Origin of the sequence: Terribacillus jepli (genome assembly GCF_047228925.1) — a bacterium.
Classification (GTDB): domain Bacteria; phylum Bacillota; class Bacilli; order Bacillales; family Amphibacillaceae; genus Terribacillus.
The window spans coordinates 217,389-242,603 of sequence record NZ_JBFEGH010000003.1 but is presented as its reverse complement, the minus strand read 5'-3'; the positions used below and the strand labels follow the sequence as shown (position 1 = coordinate 242,603).

General features: G+C 46.3%; 25 protein-coding genes. 7 read left to right on the top strand and 18 right to left on the bottom strand.

Features of this window, described 5'->3' with window-relative positions; all coding sequences use genetic code 11:
- Window positions 1–34 precede the first annotated feature (34 nt).
- Both AB1K91_RS05485 and AB1K91_RS05480 read left to right on the top strand, forming a co-directional pair.
- The gene (locus tag AB1K91_RS05485) at window positions 35–178 is read left to right on the top strand and encodes a hypothetical protein (RefSeq protein ID WP_413088775.1); all 144 of its coding nucleotides are present in this window, start codon (window positions 35–37) and stop codon (window positions 176–178) included.
- 1 nt (window position 179) lies between these two features.
- Entirely contained in the window at window positions 180–347 is a 168-nt protein-coding gene (locus tag AB1K91_RS05480) for a DUF3813 family protein (protein ID WP_413088774.1), read from the top strand.
- Window positions 348–762: 415 nt separating this feature from the next.
- On the opposite strand, the gene AB1K91_RS05475 is transcribed toward AB1K91_RS05480, so the two are convergent.
- Together AB1K91_RS05475 and AB1K91_RS05470 are read right to left on the bottom strand one after the other, a co-directional pair.
- A complete protein-coding gene (locus tag AB1K91_RS05475; protein ID WP_413088773.1) occupies window positions 763–2,331 on the bottom strand; it encodes a GGDEF domain-containing response regulator in 1,569 nt (522 codons plus the stop codon).
- Between the two features lie 131 nt (window positions 2,332–2,462).
- On the bottom strand, window positions 2,463–2,651 hold the full coding sequence (locus AB1K91_RS05470; RefSeq protein WP_413088772.1) for a hypothetical protein: 189 nt from the start codon (window positions 2,649–2,651) through the stop codon (window positions 2,463–2,465).
- Between the two features lie 230 nt (window positions 2,652–2,881).
- On the opposite strand from AB1K91_RS05470, the gene AB1K91_RS05465 reads away from it, so the two are divergent.
- Window positions 2,882–3,145, top strand: a complete 264-nt coding sequence (locus tag AB1K91_RS05465; protein ID WP_093726897.1) for a NifU N-terminal domain-containing protein — start codon at window positions 2,882–2,884, stop codon at window positions 3,143–3,145.
- 33 nt (window positions 3,146–3,178) lie between these two features.
- Here AB1K91_RS05465 and AB1K91_RS05460 read toward each other — a convergent pair whose 3' ends face one another.
- The 4 genes from AB1K91_RS05460 to AB1K91_RS05445 all read right to left on the bottom strand — a co-directional run bounded on the left by AB1K91_RS05460 (window position 3,179) and on the right by AB1K91_RS05445 (window position 7,788).
- Window positions 3,179–4,027, bottom strand: a complete 849-nt coding sequence (locus AB1K91_RS05460) for a YitT family protein (protein WP_413088771.1) — start codon at window positions 4,025–4,027, stop codon at window positions 3,179–3,181.
- A gap of 150 nt (window positions 4,028–4,177) precedes the next feature.
- Window positions 4,178–6,025 carry an asparagine synthase (glutamine-hydrolyzing) gene (gene asnB / locus AB1K91_RS05455; protein WP_413088770.1) on the bottom strand — a complete coding sequence of 616 codons (1,848 nt, stop codon included), beginning with the start codon at window positions 6,023–6,025 and terminating at the stop codon, window positions 4,178–4,180.
- A 115-nt stretch (window positions 6,026–6,140) separates the two neighbouring features.
- A complete protein-coding gene (locus tag AB1K91_RS05450; protein ID WP_413088769.1) occupies window positions 6,141–6,521 on the bottom strand; it encodes a YisL family protein in 381 nt (126 codons plus the stop codon).
- A 61-nt stretch (window positions 6,522–6,582) separates the two neighbouring features.
- Window positions 6,583–7,788: a DUF418 domain-containing protein gene (locus AB1K91_RS05445; RefSeq protein ID WP_413088768.1), complete on the bottom strand. Its 1,206-nt coding sequence runs from the start codon at window positions 7,786–7,788 to the stop codon at window positions 6,583–6,585.
- 115 nt (window positions 7,789–7,903) lie between these two features.
- Between AB1K91_RS05445 and AB1K91_RS05440 the strand changes: the two genes are divergently transcribed.
- The gene (locus tag AB1K91_RS05440; protein WP_413088767.1) at window positions 7,904–8,518 is read left to right on the top strand and encodes a PH domain-containing protein; all 615 of its coding nucleotides are present in this window, start codon (window positions 7,904–7,906) and stop codon (window positions 8,516–8,518) included.
- Window positions 8,519–8,554: 36 nt separating this feature from the next.
- Here AB1K91_RS05440 and AB1K91_RS05435 read toward each other — a convergent pair whose 3' ends face one another.
- Window positions 8,555–8,830, bottom strand: coding sequence for a GNAT family N-acetyltransferase (locus tag AB1K91_RS05435; protein ID WP_413088766.1), 276 nt, complete (start codon window positions 8,828–8,830; stop codon window positions 8,555–8,557).
- Window positions 8,831–8,958: 128 nt separating this feature from the next.
- Between AB1K91_RS05435 and AB1K91_RS05430 the strand changes: the two genes are divergently transcribed.
- Window positions 8,959–10,323 carry a DUF2254 domain-containing protein gene (locus AB1K91_RS05430; RefSeq protein WP_413088765.1) on the top strand — a complete coding sequence of 455 codons (1,365 nt, stop codon included), beginning with the start codon at window positions 8,959–8,961 and terminating at the stop codon, window positions 10,321–10,323.
- 314 nt (window positions 10,324–10,637) lie between these two features.
- Here AB1K91_RS05430 and addA read toward each other — a convergent pair whose 3' ends face one another.
- The 4 genes from addA to AB1K91_RS05410 all read right to left on the bottom strand — a co-directional run bounded on the left by addA (window position 10,638) and on the right by AB1K91_RS05410 (window position 19,226).
- On the bottom strand, window positions 10,638–14,363 hold the full coding sequence (gene addA / locus AB1K91_RS05425; RefSeq protein WP_413088764.1) for a helicase-exonuclease AddAB subunit AddA: 3,726 nt from the start codon (window positions 14,361–14,363) through the stop codon (window positions 10,638–10,640).
- Window positions 14,347–17,850, bottom strand: a complete 3,504-nt coding sequence (gene addB / locus AB1K91_RS05420) for a helicase-exonuclease AddAB subunit AddB (protein ID WP_413088763.1) — start codon at window positions 17,848–17,850, stop codon at window positions 14,347–14,349. The genes addA and addB overlap by 17 nt, the downstream gene beginning before the upstream one ends.
- Window positions 17,851–17,978: 128 nt before the next feature.
- Window positions 17,979–18,521, bottom strand: coding sequence for a signal peptidase I (lepB, locus tag AB1K91_RS05415; protein WP_413088762.1), 543 nt, complete (start codon window positions 18,519–18,521; stop codon window positions 17,979–17,981).
- Between the two features lie 57 nt (window positions 18,522–18,578).
- Window positions 18,579–19,226 carry a TVP38/TMEM64 family protein gene (locus tag AB1K91_RS05410; RefSeq protein ID WP_413088761.1) on the bottom strand — a complete coding sequence of 216 codons (648 nt, stop codon included), beginning with the start codon at window positions 19,224–19,226 and terminating at the stop codon, window positions 18,579–18,581.
- Window positions 19,227–19,427: 201 nt separating this feature from the next.
- Between AB1K91_RS05410 and AB1K91_RS05405 the strand changes: the two genes are divergently transcribed.
- On the top strand, window positions 19,428–19,817 hold the full coding sequence (locus AB1K91_RS05405; protein WP_413088760.1) for a YhjD family protein: 390 nt from the start codon (window positions 19,428–19,430) through the stop codon (window positions 19,815–19,817).
- Here AB1K91_RS05405 and AB1K91_RS05400 read toward each other — a convergent pair.
- The 4 genes from AB1K91_RS05400 to AB1K91_RS05385 form a co-directional block, all read right to left on the bottom strand.
- Window positions 19,765–20,094: a competence protein ComK gene (locus AB1K91_RS05400; protein WP_413088759.1), complete on the bottom strand. Its 330-nt coding sequence runs from the start codon at window positions 20,092–20,094 to the stop codon at window positions 19,765–19,767. The genes AB1K91_RS05405 and AB1K91_RS05400 overlap by 53 nt on opposite strands.
- Before the next feature lie 173 nt (window positions 20,095–20,267).
- A complete protein-coding gene (locus AB1K91_RS05395; protein WP_413088758.1) occupies window positions 20,268–20,684 on the bottom strand; it encodes a hypothetical protein in 417 nt (138 codons plus the stop codon).
- A gap of 13 nt (window positions 20,685–20,697) precedes the next feature.
- Window positions 20,698–21,252 (bottom strand): replication-relaxation family protein, encoded by a 555-nt coding sequence (locus tag AB1K91_RS05390; protein WP_413088757.1) that lies wholly within the window; start codon window positions 21,250–21,252, stop codon window positions 20,698–20,700.
- Window positions 21,221–22,531, bottom strand: coding sequence for an FtsK/SpoIIIE domain-containing protein (locus AB1K91_RS05385; RefSeq protein WP_413088756.1), 1,311 nt, complete (start codon window positions 22,529–22,531; stop codon window positions 21,221–21,223). The genes AB1K91_RS05390 and AB1K91_RS05385 overlap by 32 nt, the downstream gene beginning before the upstream one ends.
- Before the next feature lie 264 nt (window positions 22,532–22,795).
- Between AB1K91_RS05385 and AB1K91_RS05380 the strand changes: the two genes are divergently transcribed.
- Window positions 22,796–23,131 (top strand): YolD-like family protein, encoded by a 336-nt coding sequence (locus AB1K91_RS05380; RefSeq protein ID WP_413088755.1) that lies wholly within the window; start codon window positions 22,796–22,798, stop codon window positions 23,129–23,131.
- 292 nt (window positions 23,132–23,423) lie between these two features.
- Here the strand turns inward: AB1K91_RS05380 and AB1K91_RS05375 are convergent, their stop codons facing one another.
- From AB1K91_RS05375 to AB1K91_RS05365, 3 genes are read right to left on the bottom strand one after another with little or no spacing between them, the layout of a single operon-like run.
- Window positions 23,424–24,476 carry a peptidoglycan recognition protein family protein gene (locus AB1K91_RS05375; RefSeq protein WP_413088754.1) on the bottom strand — a complete coding sequence of 351 codons (1,053 nt, stop codon included), beginning with the start codon at window positions 24,474–24,476 and terminating at the stop codon, window positions 23,424–23,426.
- A gap of 31 nt (window positions 24,477–24,507) precedes the next feature.
- The gene (locus AB1K91_RS05370; RefSeq protein WP_413088753.1) at window positions 24,508–24,774 is read right to left on the bottom strand and encodes a holin; all 267 of its coding nucleotides are present in this window, start codon (window positions 24,772–24,774) and stop codon (window positions 24,508–24,510) included.
- A gap of 55 nt (window positions 24,775–24,829) precedes the next feature.
- On the bottom strand, window positions 24,830–25,159 hold the full coding sequence (locus tag AB1K91_RS05365; protein ID WP_413088752.1) for a hypothetical protein: 330 nt from the start codon (window positions 25,157–25,159) through the stop codon (window positions 24,830–24,832).
- Window positions 25,160–25,215 lie beyond the last annotated feature (56 nt).

Here is a 25,215-nt window from a genome sequence, read left to right as displayed (position 1 = left end):
TTTTTACTTCTTTAGACGTTCGGAGGGGTAACGAATGAGCAAGAGAAGTAAATCCAAACGGTTCACAAGTCAAGGAGCGCAATCGGTCAGGCAGCATGACGATGTTTTCGTCTATCGTGAGCGCTTCAGCGACACTGTGAAGAAGCAGCAATCAGAAAGCCATAATGGAGGGTTTTAGGATGGAAAACTTCTTCGAAAGAGCCAAGCAAAAAGTGCAGGGCTTGACAAATAAGCCGAGCCAGGATGACTCTGCAGCAACGCAGGATGCCATCCAATCTGCATATAACGATGCGACTGCTGAAGAAAAGCAGCACTTGCAGGACTTGCAGCAGAAACTCGATCAGTAACAAAAAAGGAGCAGATCCCAAGTGGATCTGCTTCTTTATGCTTGCTCATATATGCCATTTAGCAGGATCGCTTGCAAAATGATCGACTTTGACCAAAAGAGAGCGCCGCGTTTTTAACAATGTTTTAAAAAGCCGCCATACTAACCATTGTCGCCAGCATGGCGAAAAAGATGTAAAGAAACTGCCATTTGATTGATTGGCGAAAGTGATCAGGCATCGGGAATACCCTCAACAAGCAATATCAGTTGTGCCGGACGAAACGGTTTGGCCATATAAAAGAAATGCCCGCTTTTTCGTTTCCTCGATATCGGACTGCTGCGTTTTTTCTGTAAGCATGATAATCGAGCATGCTGCTTCCACTCTGGCCGACAGCCACTGCGCTACCTCGATGTATCCTTACCATTTTTTCCACCTCTTAGGTGCGGAGCGTCAGCCGCTTGATTCTGGCTGCAACTTCTTCAACGTGAAACGGTTTGGTCATATAATCATCCGCTCCGAGCTCCAGTGCTTTTACTACGTCCTGATTATCCTGTCTGCCCGTCAGCATCATCACAAACAGATTCTTTTCATTCGTGAATTGGCGTAATGCTGTCAATACTTCCAACCCATCCATATCCGGTATGACACCATCAAGGAGAACGATATGCTTGCCTGCTTGCTTGATCCACTCAGAGTCAAGGAGTGAGCCTCCGTCTGCAAAAGTTCTTAGTTTAGTCGTGTATCCATCCATCTGCAGCTCTTCCAGACTTTCTTGGAGCAGGGAACGAATGATTCCATCATCATCAACCACTGATAGATAAAGAGATTTGTAGGGTTCCTCTTCCAGGTTATGGCGGCTGGAATCATACATATTCACTTGCTGCTTTCCGTTTCGCTTGCCGTAATACAATGCCTGATCTGCTTGTTCAATCAACCGATCCATCACAAAGGGTTCATCATTTACTATCGATGCCACCCCTGCAGTAAAGGATGTGTAAATGGCGGTCTGCTTCAGCTCCTGCGGTCGATGCATGTATCCATCCAGTATCTCCCGCAAACGGCTCGCAGCAATCTCTCCTGAAAGACCCGGCATTAGCAGAAGGAATTCTTCTCCTCCATACCTGATCACATAATCCTCCTCGCGTACGGCACCTTTTAGATAAGCAGCAAAATTCCGCAGGACAATATCCCCGCTGGCATGACCATATGTATCATTCACTTGCTTAAAATTATCAATATCCAGCACTGCACAAGCTAATTCCGACACACGACCAGTCGGGAAGCCTGCTAAGAAAGATCGATTATAAACTTGTGTCAAAGGATCTACAACCACTCGCTGTTCCATTGTATCCAGTAGCCTAAGACGATTGAAGATAAGCTCGATCACCAAATCATCCACTTCGGGATCATCAATGATATCTGCAATCCCGCTGCGCAAGTAACGCCGCTTTTCTTCAGTATTCAGTCCACCGCCAATGAACATAACAAAGGAGAACATCTTTTGCTGCACGTAAGCTGTATCTTCCTTGGAAATATGATTCCTCCAGTTGCCATTTATCAGCGTGATGAGCGGGTGAGCGTCATAAAGATGCGCTATCGCGCGTTCCTTATCTGCTGCTACAATTACTTGAAGCCCTTCCTTCTCGATACGTTCCCTCGCTCGCATCAGCCAATCATTGTTACTCGAAATTAGGAGAACCGGTTCCTGCCTGATCAGTTCCCTGGGAAGAGGTGGAAGTTCAGCCTGCTGCTGCAGCGCTGCCTCGATTGTTTCTATAATAGGCATCCATATATGTTTGGAAAGTCGCTCTCCTTCTATATCAGTCATGTGGAGCAGCTGTGTTTCTGCAACTTCAGACAAGATATCCAGCCCGATGGATGCTCCTGTGCCTTTGATTTGGTGCACAAGCTGATACAGATCTCCTTTGCGAATCGTCTCCTGCTGCTTGAACATCGCAAAACTTTCATTTATTTTTGTTTTGAAAATTTCCTGGTATTTCTTCAATCTCCACACCTCTATCTTTATTGCACTTAACATGGTGTAATAGCTAAGATTGCAGGTTGATTATATCATAACGCTACATGGCATCTGCCTCTCCCTCAGAATTTGTTATGATAAAATAAATCAATAAGCTACTATAAATGTCCAGCATACCAGATTATGCATGCACGCCAATCATCCTCAGCAGGCACAGACTGCTGAGCGAATACAGGATAAAGGAAATAAACAGAGGCCGTATCCTCATCCCAAAAGCGATCAGCCTTTTGTTCCAGATAAACAAGGACAATTGCCCAGGAAATAATCATGTGAAAAAGATAGAGCATGGACCCACTCCAATCAACCTCCATGATCCACGGGACGTAAAAAACTTATTGCCGGTCATAAGCTGCCAAAGATACATCCAACCTGACAGCACCATCCCCGCCAATGACCCCTACAGGGAATACCATCCACTTCTCTCCTTCTTTACCGCTGCCCAAGTCATTTCACGCTTTTTTATTTTCCTGCTATCTGCTATGATAGGGATAAGTATGGACGCTAGGAGGTCAATAGCATGAGTGTAAGAGTTGAGAATACCCCGAATCCGAATGCGAAGAAATTCACTACTGATAAAATTATCTTTGAAGGCAATGGCAGCGTATCCGTCATGCCTGGACAAACAAGCGAATATGACATCATGAATCAGCTGATGACAGTTGAAGGTGTCGATAATGTATTCGGCTTCCAAAACTTCATTACCATCAACAAACTGCCGAACGCAGATTGGGACGAGCTTTCCGCAAAAGTCGTCGCCGTCATGGAAGAAGCAGGCTATTAAAAAAAGCTGAGGAGCATACTGGCTCCTCAGCTTTTACTTATCTTTACGGAAGAATCCGTAGATGCCTGCTGTTTCGACAACATTCATGAAAGCGGATGGATCCACTTCCTTGATGATGTGTTCCAAATCATATAATTCATAACGGGTAATGACGAGCATGAGCATATTTTTGTCTTGTTGTGTGTATCCGCCTTTGACGGGAATGATCGTAATTCCGCGCACCATCTTTTTATAGATGGCTTTGGACAGCTCGTCCGCTTTGGTAGTGACAATCATGGCCGTTACTTTTTCATAGCGCGTATGAATCGCATCGATCACCCGAGTGGAGACATACAGGGTGACTAAAGTATACAGAGCATTCGCTGGTTCATTAAGGACACCAGCAAGAATTATGATGATCCCATTCAATAGCAAGAAGTATGTGCCGACTGGTCTATCTTTGAGACGGGATAAAATCATGACGACAATATCCATCCCTCCGGTGGAAGCTCCCCATTTCAATGTCAAACCGACACCGACTCCGGCAATGACGCCCCCGAAGACTGCATTCAGGATGATATCATCCGATAAAGCATGAATCGGAAGCAGCTCCAGCAAGACGGTCATACAAGCTACCGAAAATAGACTATATATCGTAAATCCTTTGCCCACCTTCATCCAGCCTAAGATTGCTACCGGAACATTCAAAAGGAACAGCCATATTCCTGTGCCAATCGAGGTGATGCCTAGGACTTGTGCAAAAAAATCGAATAAAAGCTGTGCAGCTCCAGTAAATCCGCTGCCATACACACTTGCTGGTATCAGGAAGAAGTTCAGCGCAACTGCATTGAGTAAAGCACCGAATATGACGACCACGAAACGTTTTACTTCAAAATAGAACAATTATGTACCTCCTTATAAGTCCCATCCATTAAAAAGCTTGCGCAGAACGCCCGAAAGCTATTCCCGCGCAAAAGCCTGCGAATCATTATAGCCGAAATCCGACCGAAAGAAAATAGTTTACTATGTAAGGAGCCGAAATAGCTCCCAGAGTCAGACACGTATCTTCACATCATGATGCCGCAGCCAGAAATCGATTTGGCCCAAATGCGCGAGCAGCTGCGGCCCTGTCATCAATTGACCGAACCAAGGTGCCGTTACATCCTGCCCTTTACTTTTGACTAATGCTGTGATTGCTTGACGATCGAATAAGTCAAATAACCTTGCTTCATCATCTTGGAGGATCCCTTCCATCCACTGGACGACTGCTGCAGTATAGACTGGGTTATGCGTTTTAGGGTATGGACTCTTCTTCCGGTAGAGCACTTCATCCGGCAGGATACCTTCGAGTGCTTTCCGGAGTATACCTTTTTCCTTGTTGCCATATGTCTTTACTTCCCATGGGATATTCCATACGTATTCCACCAAACGGTGATCACTAAACGGTACACGAGCCTCAAAGCTTGCACCCATGCTCATCCGGTCCTTTCTGTCCAGCAAAGTCGGCATGAACCAGTGCATGTTCAAGTAAAACATTTGCCGCCGTTTTGCTGCCTCTGCTTCCTCTCCCGGCAGCAATGGCGTTTCATCGATTGTTTCCTGATACCTATCCAGCATATAGCCATGCAAATCCAGTGTCTGCTGCCATTCTTTCTTCAGCAGACCGTTACGTACTTCAGCGGAACGAATCCAAGGAAAGCCTTCCCTGTTCAAGTCATCCTCCCGATAAAACCACGGGTACCCGCCGAATATTTCATCTGCGCATTCTCCTGACAAAGCTACTGTAACATTTTCTTTGATGCGTTCACAGAACCAGAACAGGGAGGCATCCACATCCGCCATACCGGGCAAATCCCGGAGAATGGCCGCTTCTTTGAGCGACTGAGCAAGGAGAAGATTATCCATCACATATGTTTTATGATTCGTGCCAAAGGCTTTTTGCATCTTCTCGACAAACGTCTGGTCACTCGCCGGCTGAAAATCGCTTTTCTTGAAAAATGTATCGTTCCCATCGAAGTCAATCGAAAATGTCGAAAGCGGGCCTTTGCCTGTTTCTTTATAGTGATTCGCAGCAATTGCCGTTATCGCGCTGGAGTCGACTCCGCCTGATAAAAAGGTGCCAAGCGGCACATCTGAAACGAGCTGTCGGATAACTGCATCTGTCAGCAGTTCCCTCACTTTTGCAGCAGTTTCTTCTATATTATCTGTATGCTCTTTACTTTCTACATTCCAATAACGAGTCAGTTTCAAGCCATTTCTATCGAATTTCCCAATATGAGCCGCCCGTAATTCCTTGATACCTTTGAAAACGCCATGACCGGGTGTCCGCGATGGCCCCAACGATAATACCTCTGAAACTCCTTCTTCATCAAGGACTGCTTCCACTTCCGGATGAGCCAGTATTGCTTTCAATTCTGAACCGATCAGCAGTCCGCCATCCTGTTCCATATAGAAAAGCGGTTTTACACCCAATCTGTCTCTTGCGAAAAAGAGTGTTTCTGTTTTATCATGCCAAATGGCGAATGCAAAGATGCCATTGAATTTTTCAACGCACGCTTCTTTCCATTCGATATAGCTCTTCAGCAGCACTTCCGTGTCGGAATGTCCGTGAAAGGACCACCCCCGCTGCTTCAATTCCTTCCGGATATCTTCTGTGTTGTACAGTTCCCCATTGTAAACCAATGTATAAGTACCGCGTTCATCGCTATGCTGCATCGGCTGTTTGCCTCCAGCAGCATCCACTACAATCAGACGTCGGTGACCGAACAGGACATGTGATGCGCCCCAATCGTTATACTCATCCGGCCCCCGTTTCGATAATGTCTGAGCCATTCTTTGGATGACAGGTTGCTCCTGCACCAAATTCCGTTTGAAATTAACCCACCCGGTAATACCGCACATATGCCCGCTCTACTCCTTTTCTCGCCTATGTCATATATTAAGCCGTTACTTCTACAACATATGAAAAGTTGCGCTAAACGTGAGCAAAAGAAAAAACCTGCCTTAGTAGGCAGGCTTATGGAAGGAATCCCATCGGAAGGATACCGAAGCCAAGAAGTAATGTGATGACCAGTGCAATGAAGAAGATGATCCACCAAGCTTTTGCAGACTTCTCTTTCTTTAATTTCACAAGGATCATCTCCATGCAAACGATGACGATAAGGCCAGCAATGCCCTTGATGATCGCTTGAACGGTAAAGGAAGAACCATCCTCGTCGAAATATCTCCATAATAAAACAAATCCGGTATACAGGATAAGCAGATAATCCAGCCGAAGGATCATATGCGGGATTGTTGCTTGTTTCTTCTTTTTCTCACTGTATAGAACAAGTGCGATAAAGAAAAGCAAGAGTCCCAGCCCCCAGCCGATTATATGTGTAAGTATCATTCCGTCCATTGGGTGTGCCTCCTTTTGATAAGTACTCGTCCATCATACCATGATTCCCTTTATTTCGGCATCAAGACACACGTTGCATATTTTTCTTCCGCAGCGGCTGAATCTTACCATATGTCAGTATGCGCCACAGCCATTCGATTGGACCGAAAGTAAAGAATCGGAGCCAAATGCGGCTTATGGTCACTTGGATTACAAATACACCGACAACAAAGCCAACAAAACCAAGCAAAGAAAATTGTCCATATAAACCAAAACCAACTCCATAGAACAATACGAACATCAAAACAGATTGGAATAGATAATTAGACAAAGACATGCGGCCGACGTAGCTCAACTGCCTAGCAATCCAGCTGAATACCGGAAGATTTGCAACAAGTGTTATGACAGAAAGATAAAACAACGCACACGCTGGTCCGCCAATCGAATCCTGGATAATGGTCAGCCAATACGGCGTACCGATCAAATAAGGGCCTGCTTTGAATACAAGGAAAAGAAATCCAGTAATCACCGTCATCCAAATCAGCTTGCGACGATTCGCCACTGGATCATGGAACAGCTTCACACGGGCAAGATAGGCACCTAGCATCATTAATGGCAGCAGCATGAATACACTGCTTATGATTCCGCCAACCCAATTAGCTGTCCGCCAGTCAACCATGTTCTGCTGCAAAACTTCTGTATACGTACCATTCCCGTACACAGCAAGTTTATTTTCGATGTCCATCATAACCAACATCATTTCTTCCACATCAATTCCAAGCAAAGGAGCACTCCAAACGGACAAAGTGCTTAATAGGATTGAAGGAATAAGCAAGATTGGTATCATCATCAGCAATACCCATCTCGGTGTGTAAAGAAAAGGAATCAGCAATAATCCAAGAATCGCATATGTAAAAAGAATATCTCCATGCCAAATCAAGAATGCATGAATCGCCCCAAGCACAAGCAGTACAAGCATCCTTCTGCTAAGAAACCAGCCTGGCTTGATGCCGTCGCGTTTCCGGCTGTCGAATATAAGCTGCATCCCGAAACCAAACAGGATGGAGAATAACGTATAAAAGCTCGCTTGGAAGAAAATATCGATGCCGCCCAATAAAAAGCTATCCAGCTGTGAATCCCATTCAGGTGAATCAAAGCCTGGCATATAATACGGGGATCCGAATGAGGGAGCATTCACCATGAAAATCCCCAAAATCGCTGCACCTCTTGCAGCATCAATCCAGTGGAGCCGTTTTGTCTGCGGCATAGGTCTTATTTTATCTTTCATTTCATTCCGCCTTTCGTTAGTACAGATGGATCATTTACCAAAACAATATGGATGACCTCTGTCAGAATTGCTAAAATTAGTATATCACACGCTACATAGCAGAAAGGGTTAATTTATGTTTAAGAAACTGGCTTCCGATGCTTTAGGTCTTTCCGACATTGGTACGATCATTTCCCCACGTGACTATGATAAGACAGATGCCGATGATTATGTGATGAACGAAGATAATGAAAAGATATACTTCCTGATCAAAACGAAACAGGACGAATACTGCTTCACGAACCTTGCCATCATTCATGTCGACGGCGAAAGTGCAGTATCATCCAAGCGCACACTCCGCCGGTATCCGTATTTGCAGCATCGCATCAGCAATGTTTACTTGGAAACGGCCGGAAAAGTTGATCTCGATATAGAGATTAAGTTCTCCATCGATAACCAGGTGATCAGCATCGATGTGAAGAAGGATCAAATCGATCAGCTGAAGGATCTTTATAAAGCGCTGTTGCGCATTGCGGAAATCAATTATGAAAACAATTTATATACGGACATGGCCCATACGAGCTTGGATAAAGCAGCCGCCATCCTGCAGCAGTCCCGGTACACGGACGGCACATTGGATGACACATACCGCAAACTGACAGAATTCGGCTTTGAATGGTTATCCTCGACAAAAGCTAAATATCATGCACATGATTTCGGTGCCGTTTACGAAAAATATATCAATAATTAAAAAAAGAGTGACTCGTATGCTGCGAGTCACTCTTTCTTATAATGGTCCTTCCCATACCCCATCATATTTCTTATCCGAGCTCAAAACTTCTTGTGCAAAAGTACAAACCGGAACAATTTGCTTTCCTTTTCCCTTCGCATATGCCACTACATGATCGATCAAGTCCGTTCCGATACCTGAACCTTGTTTACCTTCGACTACCATCGTATGTTCAATGACAATATCATCTGTTTCCCTGAATGTCACCTCTGCATCGGGCAGTTCGCTATCGCCAAGATAAAATCTCCCTTTTTCCTGTTTGATATCAGCCATCGTCCCCCTCCTTCCTGCTCTTACTCTACCCGCTCAAAGAGCCAGGTATTCATTCGACCGGCAAGGGTTTGCCGTTTTGGAATGTAGGGTACAATCTTATGATCAAACCCAAAAGAGAGGCGTCCTTTATGTTTATCAAACTATTCCCTCGACCTATCAGAAAATATCTGCATATGACAAGCAGGCAGCGCAAACACGAAGTGCAGCTCAATCTCTGGATGATGCCGGCTCTCTATATAACGGGGACACTTGCTCTCGTAGCAATTCCATTATTATTGGATCTGTATTTCGATCTGCCTACCAAAACTACTGGTTTCTTTAATGCTTCTGCTTCCAATACCGGTACCCTCGTAAGCGCGCTCGTCAGCGGTACATTGCTGCTGGCTGCCTATACATTGAACTCTATATTGGTCGCTTTGACTAGCTTCAGTTCCGAGTATTCGCCACGCATGCTCTTCAACTTCATTTCGGATCGGACGACACAGCATATTCTTGGTCTCTTTTACGGGAGCTTTGTCTTTATGCTAATCTCTTTCTTATTCGTAACGAACAGCTCCAGAGATTATTTCACCGCCGTACCGATTTCTTGTACACTTGTCACCTTGGCAGCTGTCATCGCCTTTGCTATTTTTGTCAACCATACGACGACTTGGATGCAAATCCATAATGTTGTGGATGCAATGAAAAGCGAGTCGGAAAGGATCATTCAATCCACTTTGATAGATGAATTGGAGCCATACCGCTGCGATGAGCCCGGTTATACTTTTGAAGATTATTCAGGCTATACCTATAAAGCTTCCGATTCAGGTTATGTCCAGCTAATCAATTTTGTCGACATGATCAAGCAAGCCAAAGAAGACGATGTTGTCGTAAGGCTGGATGCAAAGGCCGGCGATTACGTCTTGAAGGGCAACCGTTTGTTCAGTTATCGCGGACCAGGTGCCCAAGATCTGAAAATCGAAAAATATAATAGCTTGATCCAAATCGGACATAAACGTTCAGAAATCCAGGACGTGGATATGAGCATGAACAAGTTAAGTGAGATTGCCATCAAATCCATCGGAAATGATGATCCTACTTCCGCTATCAATACTTTTCATCAAATGGCCGATTTGATGATCAATATGGATGCATCGACCACATTGCATCCTTATTTGCAGGATGAAGATAAGCAGACACGCGTCGTTTATAATGCGGTGACTTTTTCCACTTATCTGCATGAAGGTTTTGGCCGCATTCGGCATTACACGCAAAAGGACTATCTCTTGATTGTGGAAATGATTCAAATTTTCATCCGGATGGCTGATTCCATTTCCGAAAAAAACTATTCCACCATCTGGGAATTTGCCCAGGATACTATCCTGCACATTCCGCAAACTGCATTCTACCGTGCTGACCGGATTCAGTTACTCGATTATTTGAAGCACCTGGCGGATGTCACTGGGCACGGAATGGATTATTATGAACTGGAAAGGCATCTGCGACCAAATTAACAAGAGACTGGGACATACCTAAAATGCTGGTGTTTAAAAGCGAACAATACTCTTAAGCACCGCTCCGGCAGAACACTCCGCTCTCCACGGGCACGGACTCAGCCTCCTGGAAAGATCGCCACTGCGTGGTCTCCATCTCGCGCTGTTCCCGTTGGACAAAGAGGGCTTCGGCAGCTTAACATCGTGCTTGGTATTTTATTCTGCCTACGCTAATGTAGATTCTAGTTAAAAACCCGAACTTACGTAAATCTTTATGTGAAGATTTACGTTTTAGTTCGGGTTTTCATTTGGCTAAAACGCTTCTTAGCCTCATCTTATACTTGCCGCAAAAATCCTTTGTCAAAGAAATAGAGATACTTTTCCTTGACTGGCTTCTTCCAGATCCGTTCGATTGCTAGAGCATACAATTCGATCTGCACCCGGTATTTCTCTGTCAGGATCTCAGCTCTCCTGGTCGGATCATCTCCATATAGAGTATCTGTCTTGTAATCCAGCAGCACAAGTCCATCTTCCTCTACAATGATCTGATCGACTACCCCTTGCACGACAACCTTGTCAGAAGCTGCGCCGGTCCAGTCATTGTACAGTTCATTTGCCGGGAGTGCCAGTGTGAATGGCGTCTCCCGATAAAAGTGCTCAGCATGACGCAGACGATCCGCTATTGGAGAATCGAGGAAATCAAGGATTCGCTCCACATCGATTGATGCGACTGCCTCTTGCTGCAAGAATTCCTTTTCCACCAGTTCTTGCAGGTACTCTTCGAGCTTCTGCTTATCCCATTCCTTCCGGATATCCAGCTGCTGCATGACAGCATGAACTGCACTGCCTCGTTCAGCTGGCGTGAGTTCTTTTGCTTCCTGCAGGAAACGGGGCCTGCTTGCTATCGGAGCTCTTTTCTGAATCCGGTTCACCATTCGAATATCACTGTAGCTGTCCCGTATTTCCCGCTGCCGCTTGATTTCCGTCACTGTCTGTTTCGCTCGGAATCTTGTTGCCTCGGAATGCGCATATTGATAAGCCAGACGGTTCTCTACTTCTGTTTTCCAATCTGCATCCTCATTACCAGATTTCCAATCCGTGATACGCTGAAGCAGCTCTTGATTGGCTTCTTCCGCTTGCGCTTGTGGGATGAGATAATCTTTGCTTTCTTGGAGACGGATCCTCCATTTCGAACGGTCAGCTGTAATTTCAGCCGGCAGCTGCAAAGAAAGTTCCGCTGCCCTGAGCTCCATCGCTTGTTCATGCCGCAGCAGGGCCGGTGCGACCCAATCCATATAGGAGGTTGCTTCCAATCGGTAATGCGAAGGCAATACCCAGGATGGATGATCGGCAACCTGCCGCCATTTCTGAAGCTTCTTCTCCAAAGATGCAACATTGCCGACCATGACCAGTTTTTCCTTGGCACGAGTCAACGCAACATAAAGGACCCGCATCTCTTCGGCTAGTGATTCCCTTTGTTTCTCTGCCTTCAATGCGTGATAAATCAAGGTCGGATACATGAGCCGCTTCACTGGATCGATGTATTTACTGCCAAACCCTAGATCTTTATGCAGTAAATAGCGTTCCCTCAGATCTTGCTGATTGAATGTTTTATCCATTGCACCAGTGATGACGACAGGAAACTCAAGTCCTTTACTTTTATGGATGGTCATGATCCGGACAACATCTTCCTGTTCACCCAATGCCTTCGCAGCTCCCAGATCATCTCCGCGTTCTTCCATGCGCTCAATAAACTTCACGAAGCGGAAAAGTCCGCGGAATGATGTGTTTTCGTAATTACGCGCCCGATCATAAAGGGCACGCAGATTCGCTTGACGCTGCCTTCCGCCTGGTATGCCGCCTACAAAATCATAGTATCCCGTCTCGCGCATGATGGACCAAATCAACGCTGACAATGCTCCTTGTCTTGCTTCCATCCTCCAGGAGCGCAGCCACTCCATGAGCCGTTCAATTTTGACGGATATTGCGTCATTGGCAATCTTGGCATACGACCTGGCTGCTTCATAATAGCTGCTCCGCTGATCTGCCAATCTGATTTTGGCCAGATCATCTTCTTTCAGACCGATGATGGGTGAACGCAAAACAGCAGCGAATGGTATATCCTGCAGCGGATTATCGATAATCTTAAGCACACTCATCATTACTTTGATTTCGATAGCGTCAAGATAACCTGTCGAAAGCTCCGCATAAACCGGAATGCCTTGCTGCTTGAGTTCTTCCATGATGCTTGGCGCCCAAGTCATGGAACGCAGGAGGATGACAATATCCCGATATTGGATATCGCGCTGCTGCTGCGTGGCTTTATCGACAACTTGCATCGCCCCGTGGCCTTCATGACCGATCCATTGCTGAATCATACTGGCATATGCGCGACCTTCCAGCTGAGCTTTCTCCAAATCCTCCACCGTTTCCGTGTCGGTGTCGGCTTCTTCTGTTTCTTCCGTACCATCACGATCGATGATCACCAGCTCCACATCGGTATCATCATGCTTCAGTTCATCATACATTTTGTTCGCGTAGATTAACTCGGCTTCCTTCTCATACTGCATCTCTCCGACATCTTCGGAAAACAGCTGGCGAAAGATATAGTTCGCTCCATCCAGCACTTGCTGGCGGCTGCGGAAGTTGCTGGCCAAATCGATGCGCATGCCAGCATTTTCCGGATCGGAAAATGCCTTGTATTTATTCAGGAACAATGTCGGTTCAGCATGACGAAAGCGGTAGATACTTTGTTTGACATCCCCGACCATGAACATATTCCCGCTTCCCTTGCGATCGGAAATCAGTGTGACAAGCGTTTCCTGTACAAGGTTCGTATCCTGGTATTCGTCCAAAAGCAATTCTTTGAACCGGCTTTGATAACTTTCAGCAATGCTTGACGGAACGATTTTATCTGGTGTGCTGTCATCATCGATCAACACCTCCAAACAAAAATGCTCCAAATCAGAGAAATCGACCAATGCCCGTTCCCGTTTTTCCAATTGATAACGGCTGCGGAATTGCTTGACGAGCAAAGCCAGCTGCTGAATCGACGGATAAAGCTCGAGCATATCTGCCAAATAGACCTCCAGCTTCCGGGCAAACCAGTCCCCGGCAAGCTTCCCCCATCTCTTTTTATAGGAATCTCGCAGTGCCTTCGCCTGTGCTTTTTTCGTATCGTCACATTCGATCTTTTTACCCGGAAGTCTGCCGAATGATTGCTCTTTGATGAAATTCACAGCCTCATTCCAGCTGCCTCCGACAAGACTCTGCGCTTCAGCAATGAAATTCCTTTCCGCTTCGAAAGTTTCTGCATAATGATACGGGCCATCCGGCTCGCGTGTCAGTGCGAGTGCCTGATCGGCTTCCTGCAGCATGGCCTGCAGCTGATCATTCGCCTCCCGCTTCAATACTTGCAGCCAAGGAAGATCGTTTTCATCCTCCACCGCTGAAACATTATACAGCTCCGCCATTTCATCCAGCCATGCCTCCGGATACGGATTTTGGGTAGCAAAATCATATAATTTCAGAATCAGATCTTCTACTTCCAAGTCATTGCGGTCATTGCTGAAGCGATCGACTACGCCAAAGAAAGCCGCTTGCTCATCGCCTTCCTTGCCATACCATTCCTCGAGCAACTCGCCTATGACTTCCTGGCGAATCAAATCTGCTTCCAGATCATCTGCGATTCGGAAACCAGGATCCAAATCCAGTAAATACGCATATTTGCGCACGACATCCAGGCAGAACGAGTGCAGCGTGGAAATGGATGCGTGCTGCAACAAGGACAGCTGCTTGCGAAGGTGCTGGGAAGACGGATTTTCCTCCAGTGCTTTTTCAAGAGCCGACCCGATCCTGCTGCGCATCTCTTGTGCTGCTGCATTCGTAAACGTCACGACAAGCAGCTGATCGATGTCCACCGGATCCTCTTGATTGACAAGCTTCTGGATGATCCGTTCGACGAGGACAGCCGTCTTACCCGAACCCGCTGCTGCTGCTACCAAAATATCATGTCCTTTGGCATCGATGGCCAGCTGCTGTTCCTTAGTCCATTTCACCATGTCGTTCCACCTCCTTCTTGATGCTGTTCAATACTTCTTCATCCTTCATATCTTTAATTGTGCGGTATTTATTGCCGGCAAGCGAGGCATCGAATTGACAAACTGCCTTGAAATCGCAGAACGTGCACGCACTTTGATCATGGTGCCGATATGGATTCAAATGCACACCGCCATTGGTGATATCCAGTCCTGCCTGCTCCATCAAAAATCTAGTATGCTGCTGCAAGGCGCGGAAGGTATCTTGATCCGCTGTCTGGGAACCTGCTCGGAAGCCTCCGTCTTTTTTCAAACCTGCCGGGATGATTTTGCTCATACCTGATTCAAGCGATGTATCCATCATCCGGGCAACCGATTCCTGCTCCAGAAGCATGCCTTGCATTTTGAATTTCTTGAAAATCTCTTCTTCGATATCAACCTGTGATCTGCTTGATTGAGAGATCAGCGGATTATGCACATGGAAATACAGCACACCTGCAGGAGTAGCCTTGAGACCTAACCACTCTTCCGAATGTGACAGGACAACGTCCAGATAGGCGAGCATCTGAAGAGCCAGGCCATAGTAAACCTCCGTCAAATTCAGCGCTTTGCTGCTGGATTTATAGTCGATTATACGAAGGAACAGCTCTTCCTGATCGATCGCCTTGTCAACCCGGTCGATCCTCCCTCTCAATTGCACATCGTAGCCATTCGGCAATGTGATCTCAATCGGAGGCAGTGTTTTTTCCTCACCGAAATCGAGTTCAAGCCCTACAGGGGAGAACTTGCTCTGCCTTGCTTGCTCACTCAGTGTATAGGCAGCACGGGCAATGATCTCCTGGAGCTTCTGCTGGATATACTTGAACCGATTGGAGCTATGAAGGATTTGGTTCTGCAGCACAGGCGCAAGGTTCCCCATGGCCCGTTTCGCGTAACCTGCCGCATCATCCCGATTAAGCTGGGCATAATTCCTTCCTTCCAGCTGCACCCAATCGGTGATCTGCTTCAACGCCTCATGGAAAAGCTGCCCGATATCCGGGGCGTCCAGTTTATAAGTCCGCCTGTTTTCCAAACCGAGACTGTATTTGGCAAAATGCTGATACGAACACCGGTAGTATGTTTCCAAGCGTGAGACACTTGCTTTCACCTTTTTCGGGAAAAGCTGTTCCTTTGTCTCTTCTGCCAAGTCTTCTGTCTCATTTCGATAAAAGAGGCTTTGCAGAATCCTTCCTGTCAGTTCCTCCTCGCTTTCATGGCGAATGAACCAATTCAGCACGCTATCCCAGATCGGATGGACCGGATAGCTGCGCATTTTACGCGCAAGCTGTGTCGTAAGCGCCGATCGGCTCTGATCGATCGTCGCCACAAAACGTGCAGTTTCCAGACTATCTTCCGGATCCTGGAGCATACGTTCGTCACAACACCAAACGAATAGATCCTTCATGCGCTGCACGAGGTTAGACGCCATTTTTGCCTTTCCTTCCTGATCACTGATCGGATAGCTTACCCACAGCCGCTCACTTGCCGCTGTGAAAGCAAGGTACATATAAAAGCTTTCATCCAGCAGCTGACGTTTACCCCCAGCTGCAAGCTGCAAGCCGTACACTGCCAGCATTTCCCTATCCTCTTCACTGATGAGTCCGTCAGGCTTTGGCTTCATCGGCCACACACCTTCATTGACTCCTAGCAGGAACGCACATTTCAACCCGCTCACCTTGCTGTGATCGATCGTTCCGACAATCACCTGATCCAGACTGGGCGGGATATGGGCAAATTCCAGCGATTCGAATCCGGTCTCCATCGTGTGACGGAAAACTTGCAGGGAAACACGCTCCTGTCCGACTATCTCCACGGCTTCATCCAACAGCTGAAGCACTGCGTCCCAGACCTGATCTTGTTCCCTTGCTCTCTCCAATTCACCGCGCTCGTCGAAAATGACTTGCATCTCCTCAAGGCGCTGCGGAACTTTCAGCTGCTCCAGCCAATCATAGACTGCAATCGAGCGTTCACGGAATGTCTTGCCTTCCCGCAGCTTCCGATCGAATCTCTTCATCGCATCCGCCACTTGACGGCGATAATGATTGATCCGTTTTTGCGTTTCCCGTTCCTTATCAGTCTGCCGCGTCGCTTCAAAGCCGCGGAAGCGCTGGAAGATCCAATCTTCTTTTTGCAGCCAGCGATCCCTGGAGCGGATGCCGTATTCCAGGCAATAATTCTCCAATTCATCTATCGCTTCTTCTGTCAGCGGATAAGCTTCATCACTCGATGGGATGAAGCCGGTTTTCAAGACGCGGAACACAGCTTCATAACGCCAATTCCCATCGACGACTTCCATTCCGGAACGGATCAGTTCCAGCAGCGGATGGTGGATCATCGGCTTTTTCTGGTCGATGAATACCGGGATATGATAATCCGCAAACACGGTTTCGATCAGCTCATGGTATACATCAGCCTGTCTTAAAAGCAGCGCGATGTCCTGATAACGGTAGCCTTTCTCCCGTACAAGCGTGACGATTTCCTGCGCCACACCTTCGACCTCCGCCCTCGGGTGGACTGCCTGCGCCAGCGTGATCGGCACTTCTCCTTTCAATGATGGTGCCGGGCGTGTTTCCAAATGCTCCTCCAAATGCAAGAAGGCAGGATTATGACCGAAACGTCCATCCTCGGGACTCAGCTGCTCGATAGAGGTAATCGGCACATTTCGCTCCTGTGCTGTCTGTTTGATTTGCAGAAAGGTGTCATGTGTGCGTGCAAACAAATCAAGCTCATCGACATCCTGGCGGTTTGCCCCATCCAAAGTAAGCGTCACTGTCACTTGGTCCGCTTCTGTCATCAGTGCACCGATAACCTCCAGCTCCTGCGGGGTGAATTGATGGAAACCATCCAGATAGATCTCCGATCCTTTGACAGAACGCGACAGCGGGATTTTGGATGCCAATATATGCAGCTGATCCTCGCTGTCAATATATTTATCTCGTAAAAGCGCAGTCAGGCGATCGTAAATATAACTGATATCCTCCAGCTTATCCCGAAGCGTACGTTCAGGGGAATGCTGCTGTTGAAACTGCTCCATTTCCTGTATCTGGGCATGGAGAAGCTCCGGTGTAACACGATATCGCTTCAGCTCTGTGATCATGCTTTCCAGCTGCCCCATAAAACCATTCTTCTCGATTGCTTTTTGGAAGACATTCCAGTCGGATTTACGTTCCTCGGTGATTTTCCGGAGCATCATCTGGATACCGGTCGAGGTGATGAACTGCTTGGTCGCACCGCCTGTCTCCTGCAAAATATACCAAGCCAGCCGCGACAGGCTGTACACCTGTGCACGGATGCTGCCTTCCACACCTGTTTGCCTGATAAGCGCCTGTTCTTGCTGGAACGTCATCTGATCCGGAACGAGATAAAAAATATTCGGTCCCATTGGATCATCCTTCAATTTGGCTGCTATCTCATCCAGGCAGGCCCGGCTTTTCCCTGCTCCGGACCGACCGATGATAAAACGTACCCCCATGTTAAACTTCACTCCTGTCTCCCAAACTAGTAATCTTATTTTATCATGTTCCCCGGTTGAAAGGAAAACAGATACGCACATTTGTTCGCTTGCATATATTGGAAAAGCCCCTTATCCAAGATAAGGAGCTAAGCGCCAAGTCCGGATGCGGACATCGGCCAGAATTGGGCGTCAACTTTCCCGACTACCTGCTCGATCGGAATGAAACCGAATGAGCGGCTGTCCAGGCTGTCCCTGCGATTATCACCCATGACAAACAGCATTCCTTCCGGTACTGTTGTCCGCCCGGTGACATCTTCCAATGTAAAATCATACGTCAATTGGCCCTCGACATCATCGCGATAGTCCTCCAAATAATGTTCCGGCCTGTATTCCCCATTTACAAACAGCCTGTCATTTCTGACCTCCAGTGAATCGCCTGGCATTCCGATGACACGTTTCACGTAATCTTCATCTTCTGTAGCGTGGAACACAATGACATCGAAACGCTGGATACTGCTTGCATCATCCATGAACTTGTTCACCATCAAAAAATTGCCATCCTGCAAAGTCGGCTCCATCGACTCTCCTTCCACTCTGTAATCCGCAAAAATCAATTCTTTGAAACAGAAGAGCACAAGCACGATGCCGACAAGCAGGAAAACATGCTTCCAGCGTATTTTGTTTTTCATATGTGCTTTCCTCCGGTGTAGGTGTTTTGCAACACCTTTACCCCGGCTTGGATGGCTTTAATCCTTATCCGACCGCTCCATCTTCCCGTTTTTCTTTTTCAGCCTTCCCTCGACGTACTTTCCTATCATCCAAAACAGGATGATTGCCACAGCAACAATGACAGTCTTTATCGGATTTTCCGCAAATGACGTCAGGCTGTCCCCTACGAAAGCTATCGAGAAAATCATCAGTGCCTTCCCTAGGAATACAGCGAGCGCAAATTGCTGCAGACTGATTTTTGATAGCCCAGCGACGACATTGATGATAGCCGACGGGGAAAATGGGAAGCATAACAAAATGAATAGCGGGCCAAAACCATGACGATCCAGCCACTCTGTTATTCTCTTTACTTGCTTGTTGTGGCGCAACCAATTGATCATGCGTGTGTGGCGGTACCTTCGGATCAGCCAAAAGACCGTGATTGCCCCAAGTGACGTACCCACCCACGAATAAAGGAAGCCCCATAGCAGGCCATAAGCCACTGTATTCGTAAGTACGAATACAACAAGCGGCAGAAACGGCAGGAAAGCTTCCAAGTAAGGAAGCAATATGCCGGGTATAGGACCCAGATTTTCATATCGATCAAGCAGGGACTTGACATAATCGTCCCATGTTCCGTTGCGGAACATTTCCAGCAAATCGTTCCATCCAAAACCTAAGACCATCTAACCATTCTCCTATTCCCAGCAAAAAACATCTTTTTACCATTTTAAACAAAAAAGCCCGAGCCTGCAAAGTCCGACAGGATGACCCCTTCTTTTCCTGCATTTGGTTAGTAATTTATAAATTACCTGTACTATCCTGTTTTCACTTTGCATAGCAATAGGATATAATAGAACGCACGTTCGCGTTAGGAGGAAAGGCATATGCGTTGTCTTAGTGAGTCGGAATATAAGCTGGGATCCCGGTTTCTGTTTCTATCCATGGCCATTGTTGTCCTGCAGCAAGATATCCGGATTGTGGAAGAGGGAAAGCACAAGATAAAAGCGCATCTGTTACATACATTACAAGCAATGGAGAAAACCGCATTGGAGGAGCGCCGTCAGCTGCGCATCGAGCTCCGCCGGCACAATATGCAGATTGTAACGACGGAGAAAAACGACGCGTTCACCACCTTTTTGTTCATCACGAAGGAATGTGAGGAAAAGCGCAACTATTTCAACCCGGCTATACGGAAGAAAGTCGAGGCTATCCTGATGGAACTCACCCAAAAGGCTCCGCAATCTGATCCCCGCCATACTTCCACAAATGCCTGATTCGCTTATCCAGAAGAAAACGATACTGGGCAGTGCGCTGGACCTGATTCATCATCGATCCATACGACACGTCCAAGGTAAGTGTGTGGCCATTTTTGAAGGTAAGGTTTGTGCACTGATGGGCTGCGGCTTCGATCCGCTTGATGTGGGAATGTGAAATCCAAGAGCATGTATGGGAGAGCGGGGAGGAAGTAGGAAAGAAGTACATACCGCTGACGGGATCGATGGATATCGGGGCTTTATGCGTGATGCCGCAGATTTCATAGGCGAAAAACAAAGTTTTTCAATCTGTTTCAAACCATTGCGGTATTAGGGGATTTTAAGGGTTGTGGATATGTGTGTAACTCAAATTTATTCAATTAATATTAATGCGTTTATGGTCATATTATGGTCAATATGGTCACAAAACTTATTATTATTTTTATCCTCTCTTTACGGGAGGATATTTTTTTATGCCGCAATCGAATCCCCCACACTTTTCAATATATCCAAGAACAACGGCAGCATTCTGATCAAACAGTAACCAAGTCCAACACCTTGAATCCTACTCCAAGCTTTGTCAGCCTGACCAAACATAAAATAAAAGCAGTTGGCCAGGACCATGACGGAAGCCACGGGGAATGCAAGGCTGACGAGTATCTCCACCACTGGATCTAAGGCATGAGCTAATGTTTCGAGCGTTGCATCTGCTATATGAGTAGTTACTCCGCTAACAGGCACTACTTCAGTTGATGCATGAGCATGAGTGACAAAGGTAAACGGCACGACTACCGGAGCCGCCACCTTCGCCAATTTCTTCGCCCTGCTCTTCTTCACCGCCGGCTTTCTTTCCATAAACTCCCCGATAGCCATGCTGTGTGTTCTCATGATGTCTTACCTCCTATTGAATGTCTTGTTGAGTAAATGCTTTAAACGGCAGCCCTTCACAAGCTTGTGTCAGCTGCTTCCTTCTTAATTCTGTTGTCGTCAGCCACATCAGATTAGGTATTTGATCAACAACTTTCAAACCACGACTGTATAAGGCCTTGTACGTAGCAATCTTCTTTCGGTTATTAGCCATGCTTTGCTTTATATCCACTTCCAAAAAGGTCCAATGCCCTTTCCACTTGAACATGGCATCACAAATCACTTTATCCTTACCATCCGATATCTCTATCTCATTCTTCCATTGAACGGGACGGCCGGCGAATATAAAGAAGTCATTCCGGGCGATGCAATGGTCAGCAAAGTTACCCTTCTTCCGTACCTTCCTGCTGTCTACGTACTCCCTGCCTTCCTTATTCAGATAATAAATGGTTTGGAAGCCATCCCTGTATGAATTGAGATAGTCCTTCATCTTATTAAGGACAAAATTTGTATTTCGAACACTGCCCAGGCTGGCAAGCTTACTGATCTGGTCACGATTAAGAAAGTCGAGTTTCTTTAAAAGTAACAATATGTTCTCTTCTCTCTGGCTTAGGTTCCTCATGGTCCTTCTCCTTTTTGGCTACGATATTTATCTTTACGGCATCTTGTATGGCAGCTGCTGTAATAACTGGAGTCTGGACGATGATGCTATTGTCTGCTGTCTGATATATGGCCCTTCCTTTTACTTGTGGCAGCTTTTCTGCACCTTCATTGTCGAGCGCAACCCGGCTGGCTGTGCCGTTCTGCACCCGGAAGCATATTTTTGTATCGCTGTTCTGCTTACACTGGCGAGGAATAACGTCACCAGTAGGGTATTGAGTAGCAAGTATCTGACGGAAGCCCAGACCGGCTCCCAATCGCGCTATCTGGCTCATGTATGTTTGGCATTCTTCCTTAATTTTCTTTTCTGCTGCCGTGACTGCTTCCGATGGATTCAGCTCCCCAGCTTCATCGATGATGATAAAATATCGTTCCGGTATGCCGGCTTCCTGGACATTCTTTTTCCCTTTGTTCCGAAGTCTTTCCTGCACGCTTCGCATCTTCTGGTATGCTTGTTTAAGCGTTACTAAAGCTTCTTCCGGCTCGTATGCGATGCTTTCAGTCTGACGGATATTCTCATAGTCGCACAGCTCTACACCGCCCTTAAGATCGATTAGATAGAAGTGAACGTGCTCGGGTTTTGTGGTCAGTAAGCTAGATATTATCCCATTGATGTAATTGGACTTGCCGTAGCGTGTAGCCCCACCTAAAACAATGTGAGGGGTCGTCTCGAAATCATGTAGCAAGTATTCATTCTTCTGCCGGGTAATGCCGACCGGTACCTTCCACCCTTCCCCTGCTGCATATGGGACATTTGTCGGCATCGGTTGATTGTACACTCGAATAATCAACGCTCCATCATAAGACAACTCTATCTCTTTCCTGGCTGACAGCTGCTTATGGAACAAGTTTTGCAGATTTCGAATGATATTCCGGTCGATTTTAAGCTCCTTGAGTGCTTTCAGATCAGACAAGTTTAGCTTGATTCTACGGCGATTCAGTCCATCTTCCAGGACAGCTTGCTTTGCTGCAAAATCATTGAATGAGCGACCCAACGGGATACGATAGCGATACTCAATTCCCCAGTTGTACTTTTTCTTTTTCAATAGCTGCGTTGTGTAATGCTTACCGGCATGCTGCACATTTAGCCCGGCCAGCGTGAAAATCTTCTGGATCTTATCCGAATCATTGCTCGTTTCCGACTGCCGGAATTTAGCGTACAAAGCGACACCGCCAAAGCATACCATGGTGATACCTTCGAATAACATCGCCCCACTCCTTCCTCGCGCCACCACCTGTTATCTTATGGAATAAGAGTTGCAGCAATCGAGATAATAGAAACAGTCTGTACTTCGCTTGATGTTGTTGTATCAGGCTTTTTCCTGAACGAGCTGGTGGGCTGGCAATGAAATTGGATATAGTTTAGGATACGAATCTGGAAATTGTCCTATTACATGAAATTTTAATGGGACTAGATTTATTTTTTCTTGGGGATTATAATAGGAACAAATGTTCTTATAGGGGTGGACAAAATGGACATACATGAGCGTGGTACGAAGAAATGGACTGCATTGATGATGCCGGAGCATATCGGAATGATACAGGCTATGGTCGGGAGAATGTTCCATGAAGATATGCCGATCATAGCTGAGGATAAGCAAGAAGATATGCAGGTGGACATTGAATGCGCTGTAAAGTATGACAAGGAAATCAGGGTTACATACCATGATGGAAAGTACATTGATACTGTGGTAGGTCGAATAGCATCGGTAAACCATCAGCAGAGACGACTGGAAATGCTGGTGCCAGAAGAATATGGATTGGTTTATATCCCTTATAACAAGTTAGTGGATACGGAGATATTATGAGGACATACTTATAGAGTAAGACTCCGCAAACACAGAAAAAAGCCCCTTTCCAATTACGGAGAGGGGCTTTTGATTTTATATGTACCAGGGGTCGTAACTTGACCTTGCAGGTGCGCCCCTAACACTGTTCATTCATCTACTTGTTCGCGACCAAGCAAATAAACTAGCAAGATAACTACGCAGGATGGACGGGATCAGCGCCACTTACAACCTGTTCCCCGTAGAAGTTGTCTTAATTATAACACCTCGGATAAAATATGTAAATTCCCTCCAATTAAGGAGGGGCTTTTTATTAGAACATCATATTCCAAGTATCAGGTCCAACAATACCATCAGCAGATAAGCCTTTTCGCTTCTGATAAGCTTTGACAGCTGCTTCTGTCCCGCTTCCGAATATACCGTCAGCTTTTACTTTAACAGCCCGCTGAATGCGCTCCACATCTTTACCCCTGGAGCCTTTCCGAATCAGTTTACCTGGATAAGGAACGATGGCCGAACCAGATGCCTTACTGGTCGTTTTCTTTGCTGCTGGCTTCTTGTAAGAATTAAGAGCCTTTGCAGACGCTGGACCATAGATTCCATCAACTGTGATGCCGGCCGCTTTCTGCAATGACTTGACTGCCGCAACAGTTTCATCGCCGTAATGACCATCTGTACCGTATTTAGGAAGAGAGAAACCTTTGGCAATCAATTTCTCCTGAAGATCCTTGACTGCTTCTCCTCTGCTACCTTTACGCAACACTTTCTCCGGATTCGAAGCCACAGCAGTTGCTGTCTTGGTCGGCTGCTTGATTTTAACGTTTGCATCGCCTTCCCATGCATTTACGTAAGTCTTAACGTCTGCGATGAACTCCGCCCATGTTATGCCGTTCGGGTTTAGCCAGCTTTCAGGATCTGTACGACGCTCGGGATCAAGCGTTTTATGAGCGACAATGCGACTGGTGCTTATACCAAACTTCTTACATAGATAAGCGTTGTACCAAACATATCGATCATATGCTTTAGCGAAATTCCCAGTCCGGCAAAGTTCGATGCCAATAGCATCATCATTGGCATCATCGCCGAACATCTGGTTATCAATAGGCTTTTGGTATTGAACATGATAGGCAACCTCATCCAGTGGAATAATCTCTAAGATAGTGTCAGCGTCGATGAATGTATGCGCAGATGCAGCAATCTTGGTTCCTTGGAAATATCGGTAATGAGCTTCAGCATCAGCGCTGTTATTAGCTGTTTCGTGATCTACAATGAAGCTCGGCTTACCTCCAGTCAACTTCTTACGAGGACGAGCAACCTTGTTTGTGATGTACTTTTGTTCAATAGTGTATTTATTTTTAATGGCCATTCCTTTTCCTCCTCATAATAAAAGGCCGCCCTTAGGCAGCCTCGTCATTGTTTGATATAGTTTTTTTACCTAATGAAAATAAGCCCGAACCTGCCAGCCCAGCAAAGCCACCAGCCCACAATCGCAGTACTGTGTCCAATTCGGTGAACGGTGACGCCATAAATCCCACTACCAACCCGATAAGCAAGCTGATCAGTGGCAAGTATCTGTTACTGACAGGAGCCGTCTTTTTCACCAGCTGTACAAGTGCCAAAGCGATAGGGCTGATAACTGTTGCGAAAATCAATACTTCTTCCATTTAAACCTCTCCTTTTTTGTGCATAATTAAAGCCCACCGGCTAGGCCCGGTAGGCTTATTTAGCAAGATATTGTAATAATGCTTGAATTACTGAGTAAAGCGCCCCTGCGCTCCCTCCGATAGCAAGAGTTAGCTTCCAAAAGTTCTGCTTATCGATCAATCGCAATTCATGTTTTCGCTCATGCATCTTATTATTGATGCCCACGAGTTTCTCAATCATATTTTGGTTTTGTTCCCGTAAAAACTTATTATCCTGTTCAATCTTAGTGTTACCATCTGCAACCTGTCGGGATAGATCATTCATCTGTTGTTTAATAGCTTCCTGCCCTTGTTCCAGCTTTGATATGCGCTCTTCGTGGTCATGTAACATAGCTGTCTCCTCCAATGTGTACTCCCCCCTTTACCTTTCTTTCTATTTTTGGCAATAAAAAACCACCAGCT